Annotated in this window: 8 protein-coding genes and 1 pseudogene; 4 read left to right on the top strand and 5 right to left on the bottom strand. The window is 39.0% G+C overall.

Annotated features, from left to right (window positions below; genetic code table 11):
* Window positions 1-270: ISL3 family transposase (locus tag LEP1GSC194_RS21320; RefSeq protein ID WP_020773470.1), on the top strand; the 270-nt coding region annotated here is incomplete at its 5' end.
* Here LEP1GSC194_RS21320 and LEP1GSC194_RS09960 read toward each other — a convergent pair.
* The gene (locus tag LEP1GSC194_RS09960; protein ID WP_020773452.1) at window positions 230-1027 is read right to left on the bottom strand and encodes a hypothetical protein; all 798 of its coding nucleotides are present in this window, start codon (window positions 1025-1027) and stop codon (window positions 230-232) included. The two genes, LEP1GSC194_RS21320 and LEP1GSC194_RS09960, sit on opposite strands and share 41 nt — an antisense overlap.
* A gap of 162 nt (window positions 1028-1189) precedes the next feature.
* On the opposite strand from LEP1GSC194_RS09960, the gene LEP1GSC194_RS09955 reads away from it, so the two are divergent.
* The 3 genes from LEP1GSC194_RS09955 to LEP1GSC194_RS09945 all read left to right on the top strand — a co-directional run bounded on the left by LEP1GSC194_RS09955 (window position 1190) and on the right by LEP1GSC194_RS09945 (window position 4283).
* A complete protein-coding gene (locus tag LEP1GSC194_RS09955; RefSeq protein ID WP_020773473.1) occupies window positions 1190-2233 on the top strand; it encodes a DNA cytosine methyltransferase in 1044 nt (347 codons plus the stop codon).
* Window positions 2234-2766: 533 nt separating this feature from the next.
* The gene (locus LEP1GSC194_RS09950; protein ID WP_036042178.1) at window positions 2767-3342 is read left to right on the top strand and encodes a hypothetical protein; all 576 of its coding nucleotides are present in this window, start codon (window positions 2767-2769) and stop codon (window positions 3340-3342) included.
* A complete protein-coding gene (locus LEP1GSC194_RS09945) occupies window positions 3339-4283 on the top strand; it encodes a nucleotidyl transferase AbiEii/AbiGii toxin family protein (RefSeq protein ID WP_017810221.1) in 945 nt (314 codons plus the stop codon). Before LEP1GSC194_RS09950 ends, LEP1GSC194_RS09945 begins: the two co-directional genes overlap by 4 nt.
* A 239-nt stretch (window positions 4284-4522) precedes the next feature.
* Here LEP1GSC194_RS09945 and LEP1GSC194_RS09940 read toward each other — a convergent pair.
* The 4 genes and pseudogenes from LEP1GSC194_RS09940 to clpB form a co-directional block, all read right to left on the bottom strand.
* Window positions 4523-5189: pseudogene (locus tag LEP1GSC194_RS09940) on the bottom strand (hypothetical protein).
* Window positions 5149-5466, bottom strand: a complete 318-nt coding sequence (locus LEP1GSC194_RS09935) for an HNH endonuclease (protein ID WP_002132201.1) — start codon at window positions 5464-5466, stop codon at window positions 5149-5151. The pseudogene LEP1GSC194_RS09940 and the gene LEP1GSC194_RS09935 overlap by 41 nt, the downstream one beginning before the upstream one ends.
* A gap of 422 nt (window positions 5467-5888) precedes the next feature.
* Complete coding sequence (locus LEP1GSC194_RS23715) at window positions 5889-6287, bottom strand: hypothetical protein (protein ID WP_232424460.1); 399 nt, start codon at window positions 6285-6287, stop codon at window positions 5889-5891.
* A gap of 455 nt (window positions 6288-6742) precedes the next feature.
* On the bottom strand, window positions 6743-9322 hold the full coding sequence (clpB, locus tag LEP1GSC194_RS09925; protein WP_017810227.1) for an ATP-dependent chaperone ClpB: 2580 nt from the start codon (window positions 9320-9322) through the stop codon (window positions 6743-6745).
* Window positions 9323-9329: the final 7 nt, after the last annotated feature.

The raw sequence follows: 9329 nt of genomic DNA, 5'->3' as shown, positions 1-9329 counted from the left end.
TATAAAGGTAATGCGGAAAAGTTTTTCAAACGTTGGTATTTTTGGGCTACTCATTCTAAACTTAAACCTATTATTAAAGTCGCTAAGATGCTTTATAAAAACATTAAATACATCCTTACCTACTTCGCTCATCGAATCACAAACGCTGGTTCGGAAAGTATTAATTCAAGTATTCAGAAAATTAAATCGAATGCAAGAGGCTTCAGAAATTTCGATTTCTTCCGCGTCGCTATTCTCTTTCATTTAGGCGGTTTGGACGTTTACCCATGATTTTTCCTGAAGGGCCATTTCCGTATAGGCATTCATTGGCTATTGTTTCCCAAAAATCTGAATTAGCAAAATTGTCTTTTCGAGTAGAATCAAAGTATTCCCTAAATTCTTCAGAAAATCTTGTTTTGTTTTGTTGAAGTAAGCGCTCAGTAGGCATGAGCGGTGGAAGATCTCCAGTAAACCCTTCCTGGGAAAAGATTTCTTGAAGTATTCGCCTATCTCGATGTTGTGGAAATGATAACATCCACGAGTAACCTACATTCTTTCGATAATTGTTTTTTGGAGGCAGGAAAAATATAAATCCTTTGCTAGACTTGTTTACCCAAATTTGAGTCTTTTCCCATAGATCATTTAAACGACTGAATTCACTGACAATGCCTAAGATATTTCTCATATTTGCATGAAAATGATTGTCTGGCTCCGGGTATCCATATGAGGCAGCACACGTAAGCCATAATAGTCCAAAGAATGGAGGGGGAGCTTTGCTATCTGTATCCCATTCTTTTTCCGCTAATGAGCAAGCAAATGAGCAGAAGGATTTTTTTTGTCCACTGGACATTTCGAATGTAATGGATTGAATAAAAGTGTTCGCGACTAAATTTTCTTCTGAACTTGCATCAACTAATGAGGCAAGAAAATACATAGACGAGGGGATTCTTAATATCTGTTTTGTTGGTCTTTCAGAGTCTGATATTGCAAAAATTGCATTGCATAGTGTATCATTCCAATCGTAATAAGAATAACTTTGCCAGTTCATTTATTAAAACGTCAAAATATAGAAAATTACCAACTATGAAAAGAATCTTTTAGAGTAAATAGCAATTAACGTATTTTTTATTATCCAAGTATGTCAAATTGGGTTTTGTTTTGATTTTTCTCTTGATATCTTTCAAGCGACATAAAGAATAATTAAACCGGTATGAAGACGAGAGTGGCTGTGGTCGATCTATTTTGTGGAATAGGAGGATTAGCTTTAGGGTTGAAGAATTCTGGGCTCGACATTGTTGCCGGTATAGATTCGGACGAATCGTGCCGCTATGCGTTCGAACAAAATATTAAGAGTTTATTCTTAAATAGAGATTTATCTTTGGCTTCTTCTGAGGAAGTAAAAAATTTATTTCCTTCCGACTCAACGGCAGTGTTAGTTGGATGTGCTCCTTGCCAACCTTTTTCCAAGCATTCGAACAAAATCGCCGATAGAAAATCCGATGAAAGATGGAATTTACTAAAGAGCTTTAAGGAACTCGTTAAAGAAATACAACCAACTATTGTTTCAATGGAGAATGTCCCAGAGTTGGTCAAAGCGGAGATATTTGAAGAATTTGTAAATGCGCTGGAAGAGAACAGTTATTTTGTTTCTTGGGATATTCTTTGTTCAGCACATTACGGAGTTCCCCAAATGAGAAAGCGTTTAGTTTTAATTGCTTCGAAGCTAGGAAAGATTCCCCTACCTGTCTCAACTTACAAAGAGCATCAATTTCGGACGGTTCGTGACGCGATAGGGGGGCGTTCTCTGAAAAATAAATGGAAAAATGATGCACTTCACGTTCCTGGAAAACTTTCTAATATAAATCTAAAGAGGATACAAGTTTCAACTCCTGGTGGAAGTTGGAAGGATTGGCCCGCTTATTTGAAGTTGCCATGTCACCAACGCGCATCGGGGAAATCTTATTCTGCAGTATATGGTCGTTTGGAATGGGATCTACCAGCGCCGACCATAACAACCCAGTTTCATACTTATGGAACGGGAAGGTTTGGTCATCCTGAGGAAGATCGAGCTTTAACTCTACGGGAAGGTGCATTACTGCAAACTTTTCCAAAGACATTTAAGTTTCTTCCGACTGGTCAGAAGCCTATGGTCGGTACGCTGGGGCGGCACATTGGAAATGCTGTTCCGGTAAAGTTAGCATATGCAATTGGTAAAACTATTCTGAAGCATTTAACTGATTATGATAAAATTTAGTATATTGAACTTCCCGAAAAAACGAACATGGTTATGCAGAATTTTTCTTTCGTAACTCGACCGGACTCAGATAGCCTAAAGCCGAGTTGTCTTCTCTGTAGTGTTATAGTATTCACCTAATAGTTAGGTAAAAATCAGTGGTCCCGATACTTCTGAAAGAGAAAATGATATTTACTACCAATTTTGATGTATATATCCCATATGGTGGACCATCAGCAAATCCTTAGTCTGTCCAAAACCAGATAGTATGTTTTGTCCGAAATCAGATAATGAATTCGCCCTCTATCATTTCAATCACAGCCAAGTAAATTATAAAAAAACAGAAGAATGAACTTTCCCGGTAAAAACGATAACGTCTAAAATGTTTCACACATGGCTATTTCTCTTTTTGGATGAGCTATGAATAAAACAACACTTTAAATTATGCAGCCTGTACTTGCAAAAAATTTAGTTATAGCGTTTTTCTTTTCGGAAAATGCATGAATTTTTACAAAAATATTTGACAAAGAATTCACCAAGAGTCTAATAATAGTATGAGTCTTAATGTCCTAAAGCTCCATTTAAAACCTGGAAAAGTTTATAGGCGCAGTGACTTACTTCCTTATTCAAATAGTATAGATCGAGAATTAAAACAACTTGTTAAAGAAGGGTTTTTAAGAAAGCTTAACACTGGACTCTATTCACGACCTAAACCAAGTAAGTTCGGAGAAGTCCCTACTGAATTACCTCTTTTAGTTGAAAAATATCTTAAAACTAAAGACTTTCTTGTGGTCGACCATAATTCTTTGAATGGAATAGGTTTAGGATTAACACAGTTATATAACGAATTTACTGTCTATAACCAAAAAAGGCACGGCAGAGTTGAGCTTGGGGGTATGAAGTTCAATTTCAAACGCAGATCCGGTTATCCGTCTTCCCCAAGCTCGGAATTTCTTCTCGTTGAGTTTATGAACGAACGTAAGACTCTTGCAGAGCATTCGGAAAATTTACCAAAATATCTTCAAAACAAACTCCAATCCCTCAATAAGGCGAAATTAAAAAAATACGCTGAGAGTTTTGGAAAAGTTGCAGTTAAAAAAGAACTCGAACAATTATTATCAAATACGTGATTAAACCCTTTATCCATGAAGATAAGAATTGGAAAGAGCTAATTCAAATAGTATCTGATTCCAAGAAAATTTTACCTACATTAATTGAAAAAGACTACTGGATTATGCATACCCTTTGGTCTTTATCTAACTCCGCTCTAAGCTACTTTATGAAAGGGGGAACTTCACTTTCAAAAGCATATCGAGTTATTGATCGTTTTTCCGAAGATATTGATTTATTAATAGAAGATGAATCTTTACAATCTCAAACGGCAAGAAAAGATACTTCGCCAAGAAATGTAGAAAAAAGAAGACAATTCTTTGACGGACTTACAACTAGAATTCAAGTTCCTGGGGCAGTAAATATTGAACGTCGCAAAGACTTTGATAGTGATCATCTGATTAATGCCGGAATTGTTATATTATACAATTCTTCCAACCAAATCGAAGGCGTTAAGTCAGGAATACTTCTTGAAATAGGTTTTGATAAAATAGAACCTTGGGAAGAAAAAAATATTTCATCGTGGATCATTGACCATTTAGAAAAAAATGAACAATTAAATGATTTTTTCGATAACCGAGCCGTAAACGTAAGATGCTATCGTCCAGAATATACTTTTGTTGAAAAACTGCAAGCAATCTCTACTAAATATCGTCAATTAGCAGAGGGATTAGATATTTCGAACTTTGCACGACATTATTATGATGTGCATAAACTCCTTGAACTACCGAATATTCAAAAATTTATTGGTTCAGAAAAATACATTGAGCATAAAAATAATCGTTTTAAATCTAAGGACGAAAAAGATTTAACCAAGAATGAAGCTTTCCTCTTAAGCGATCCGTATATGTATAAGCAAATTGAGGATCGATACGAAAATACTAAAGCCCTCTATTATGGGAAAATACCATTATTACAAGAAATCATTGCAGGTTTAAAACCATATCTATCAAAAATGTAATGTTTCTATCTTTTTTCATCTTAAGCAGATAATTTTAAAAATCTTTTACTGTTAAAAAACTCTTCGGTCTCCTATCTATTTCGTAAGTTTAATAAATGTTCGATTTCCATAATTGAATGTTTTGTGTAAATATTTCAAATCAACGAGGCAATCTGTTCCTATCAAAATAGTCGAACTCATTATCCGCTTTCGGACAGATTAAAAAACCAAATGAGTTTACAACCCTGTAGAAAAACAGGTTATCCTCCAGCTAAATCTTTACCAATTCCTCTCCAATCTCTTCCGATTCTTCTCAAAACAACGAGCCCAAAGGTCCGTTTCAAATCTGTGTAACTTAGCCCTATTATTTCTAAAACACAAATCCCAACTTGAAAACTCCCTTTCTGGATTCGTGAAATCAGTTCTTAACATTCTCAAATAGTTTCTGCGAGCAGCGACAGTCCAGTTCTTTGGAAAAGTTTGTAGAAACGAAGGATCCAAATCCCGAGCATAACAATTCAATCGGTTTGTTTCCAAATGAACCATTCTAAGCTGAACAGAACTGATCGGATCATAAAGCTCATCCTTTCTAACAAATTGATTCAGGGACTCTGAGATAAACTCAACTCTTCCATCACCTGTTAGAATTCTCGTCACTTTGTTAATCAGACTCGCTGAATCCATTGCTCTAAATTTCCAATGAGGATCTTTCTCAATCTTAATATACTTAAATTGAGTTATGAATGTAAGGAGACTCTTACAAGAGCTTTCGGCTGCTTTACCCCAAGAAACCCAAACATCGGGTTTTCTTTTTTCCCGAAGGAAATATTCATATTTAATATTAAGATTCTGAGATAAGGTCTGAGATAACCATCTTGGGAAAATTCTACTTTCTTCTTCCGTTTGGTCGTTCGAGAATGTATCCATATTTCTCTCCCTTGAATTTGAGAATGTCAGCAGCCATGTGGACAATCTCCTCTTCCGTAAAGTATCGTTTCAGTTTCGCTAAGGGAGAAATCACAAGACAGATATTCTTGAACTCATGTTCTCCACCTTTACGCAGAGGAAGAATGTGTTCATTGAGTGCATCCACTGGATAAACATCCCTTCCGGTAAGAAAACACTTCCCTTTTTGGGATTTTAGAATCTTGTAAAAATCCTCTGCTCGAAACCTGTATTTCAGAATACGACTCTTTTTCTTCATTTGAGTCTCTCCACCAATCCATTGCTTTGCTTCTCCTTGAAATTCGTATATAGCAGATACGGAAATTCTTGAGCCTTCTTCTTAATTCCAAAATCAATAGACCGGTTATACGAGGCTTGGTTGATCCTTCGTTTCTCGATCAATTTTAACTTGAGCCATTTTCTAAGAATCAACATGGCAGAAATTTTGTGAATATTGAGTAAGTTGCAAACTTCGGAAACAGAATAGTAGGATCCATTTTCTTTCCCGTCAGCAATCAAATTCCAGATCTTAGAAGCAGTTTTCTGATGCTTCAATTCCTTCCTTCTCTGAATAGGAGTTCTGCTTTGATCCGACCAAAAAGTATTGTGAGCTTTCATTTCCTTTAAGAGAAGTGAGTTCACATCCTTTAAGGAAGCTGGAGAATTGAGTAAAGAAAATCCTCATTGAAAAACGACATTGTCTTTTGAACTCTCAGTTTCCGGAAAATATTCAAATTCCTGGACTAAAGAATTGAGCCAATTTTTGGAACCCAAATCGTTCTTTCTCAGCGCATATCCCTTCCTTCCGATCCCAACTGCTGGACCTAACGGCCCTCGGGGATCGGAACCAAAGGATGATCTACCCATCTCCCTCTCACCACCAACATCATCAACTTCCCCAGCAAGCACACTTTCATTCTCACAAATCACATCCAAACCAAACACATGAGCATTCTTTAAAAAACTAAACTCATTCAGATAACGAGTTGAATTCTCAGGACGGATGTAACAGTAAGAAGCAAAAGCAGATTTGAGTTTCCGACAAGAACTATCGGAGATAAAATGCGAACCAAGTATCATTTTAAAAACGTTTGTATTTGTTTACTCAGTCAACGGAGATCGGCTTTATATAAAAAAAGGTGTTATCAGCAATCTTGTGCAAATGACTTTCTTTAAAACGAAACCAATCCTAACTCAAGCTTAATCCCTCCCGAATCTTTGCGGGAAGAATTACGACTTCCGGAAAACATTTCTCGAACAATCCATTCGAATCGGATATTTGCGATTTTTGTTTTTTCATAAAAAATATCCGATCTAATTCAAGAGATTACAAGTTCAATTCTCGGATACGCTTCTAAGTTTCATTTAAACAAACGTGAATTCGAACGGTTGAAAGTTTGGGCGAATCCGGCCTTAACGGCCGGACCGCGCTTTCTGCTTTGATCAACAAATTGACGGATCGCTTGAAAAACTAAATTTTTTTGTCGTTCCAATTTGTTGATCTCCCTTCAATCGCTTTCGCATTGGCATTCACTTTAAACAAGAGTCACTTTTCCGTGTTTGTAATCCACGATCACGTTTTGGCCGTCGGAAAACTTTCCATCCAAGATGTAGCGGCTGAGCGCGTTACCTACCTCTCTTTGGATCAAACGTTTGAGAGGTCTTGCTCCATACTCCGCGTCAAAACCGGCTCTGGAAACATAGTCCTTCAGTTCGTTCGTGAACCGAACGTTCAAACCGTTCTCTCCCGCTTTTTGTTTCAATCCTTCCAACTGAATCTCCGCAATCTTATGAATTACGGAATCCGTAATCGAATGGAATAGAATCACTTCGTCGATTCGATTTAAGAACTCAGGCTTGAAGTGTTTTTTCAAACGTTGTTCGACCAATCGCTCTTTCTCTTCGGAACTGTATTCGGAAGAACCCAAAACGTCCGATCCGATATTGGAAGTAAGAATAATCACCGTGTTCTTAAAATCCACGTTACGCCCCTTTCCATCGGTCAATCTACCCTCGTCCAAAATCTGAAGAAAGATATTGAATACGTCCGGATTCGCCTTTTCGACTTCGTCGAAGAGAATCAAAGAATACGGTCTTCTCCTTACGGCTTCGGTGAGTTGTCCTCCTTCGTCGTATCCGACGTAACCGGGGGGAGCGCCGATCAGTCGCGCTACGGAGTGTGCCTCCATATATTCGCTCATATCGATCCGATGCATCGCGTTCACATCGTCAAACAGGAATTCGGCGAGAGCCTTTGCGGTTTCCGTCTTCCCAACTCCCGTCGGTCCGAGGAATAGGAAGGTTCCAATCGGACGTTTCGGATCCGCGATTCCGGCCCTTGATCTTTGTATCGCTTCTGATACGAGTCTGAGTGCGTGATCCTGTCCGATGACCTTTGTCTTCAAAACGTCCTCCATCAGGAGAAGTTTTGCTCTTTCTCCTTGAAGCATTTTGGAGACTGGAATTCCGGTCCAACGAGAGACGATATTTGCAATGTCTTCTTCGGAGACTTCCTCTTTCAAAAGTCGAGACGCGCCTTCCTGTTTTTTTAACTCTTCATTTGCGACTTCAAATTCCTTCTGAAGATCGACTAACTTTCCGTATCGGATTTCCGCGACTCGGTTGATTTCCCCTCTTCTTTCCGCGTCCGCTTCCAAGTTCTTGTATTTTTCAATCTCTTCCTTGATTTGTTTCAAGCGCCCGATTTTGGATTTTTCCAAATCCCATCTCGCTTTTAAGGTTTGAAAATTTTGTTCTTGTTCCGAAAGATCTTTCTCGAGAATTTTCAATCTTTCTTTCGAAGCGGGATCTTGTTCCTTTTTCAAAGCCTCCCTTTCGATCTTTAAGGATTGAATCCTTTTGCTCGCACGATCCAATTCTTCCGGCATGGAATCGATCTCGATTCTCATCTTAGAAGACGCCTCGTCGATCAAATCCACGGCCTTATCGGGAAGAAAACGATCCGCGATGTATCGATTGGAAAGTGTGGCCGCCGCGATCAAAGCGCCATCAAGTATTCTAATTCCGTGATGGAGTTCGTAACGTCCTTTAAGTCCCCGCAAAATCGTAACCGTTTCTTCCACGGAAGGTTCCTTTACGTAAACGGGTTGAAATCTTCTTTCCAAGGCTGCGTCTTTTTCTATGTATTTCTGGTATTCTTTGAGAGTGGTGGCGCCGATACAACGGAGTTCCCCTCTGGCAAGCATCGGTTTGAGCATATTAGAAGCGTCTAATGCACCTTCCGTCGCTCCGGCGCCGACTAACGTATGAATCTCGTCTATAAACAGAATGACTTCTCCGTCCGAGGCCTTGACCTCGTCTAAAAGCGCCTTCAACCTGTCTTCGAATTCTCCCCTGTATTTGGCGCCCGCGATCATGGAACCGAGATCCAAGGTATAAATGGTTTTATTTTTGATTCCTTCCGGAACCTCTCCTTGAACGATCTTATTCGCAAGCCCCTCCACGATCGCGGTTTTACCCACACCGGGTTCACCGATGAGAACCGGATTGTTTTTAGTTCTTCTGGAAAGGACTTGAATCGTTCTTCGAATTTCTTCGTCCCTTCCGATAACCGGATCGAGTTTTCCTTGTTTAGCGAGTTCGTTTAGATTTTTTGCATATTTTGCGAGTGCGTCCGTTTTGCCTTCCGGTGAATCGTCCATGATCGTTTTTCCCTTTCTATTTTCCAAAGTGATCTTGAGTAGTTTAGAATATTCTAATCCTAATTTTAAAAATTCTTCCTTCAGAGGTCCCGCTCCGTTTTTCATGAGCCCCAGAAGAACATGGTCCGTGGATAAATATTCGTCCTTGAGTTCTTTGCGAATTTCTTCCGCGGCTTTTAAGAGTGAAACCGCCGAGCGTGAAAATCCTACTTCGGTAGAAGCTGTTCCTCCGATTTTTGGAAGCCGTCTCAGCGCATCCTCGGTCCTGCCGAGAAAAAATTGCGGATTCAGATTGAGTTTTGAAATCAAAAGCGGAACGAGTCCGTCTGTCTGCGCCAAAACTTCCCTGAGAATATGTTCCTCGCCGATTTCCGGATTTCCCGATTTTTCCGCAGAAACCTGCGCATTTTGTAAGGCTTCGTTCAATTTTCCGGTAAGTTTATCTAGTTTCATTTTCCGA

This window comes from Leptospira alstonii serovar Sichuan str. 79601 (genome assembly GCF_000347175.1).
Lineage (GTDB): Bacteria > Spirochaetota > Leptospiria > Leptospirales > Leptospiraceae > Leptospira > Leptospira alstonii.
Note: the sequence above shows the minus strand (reverse complement) of the source record. Positions and strands in the feature narration are given on the sequence as shown.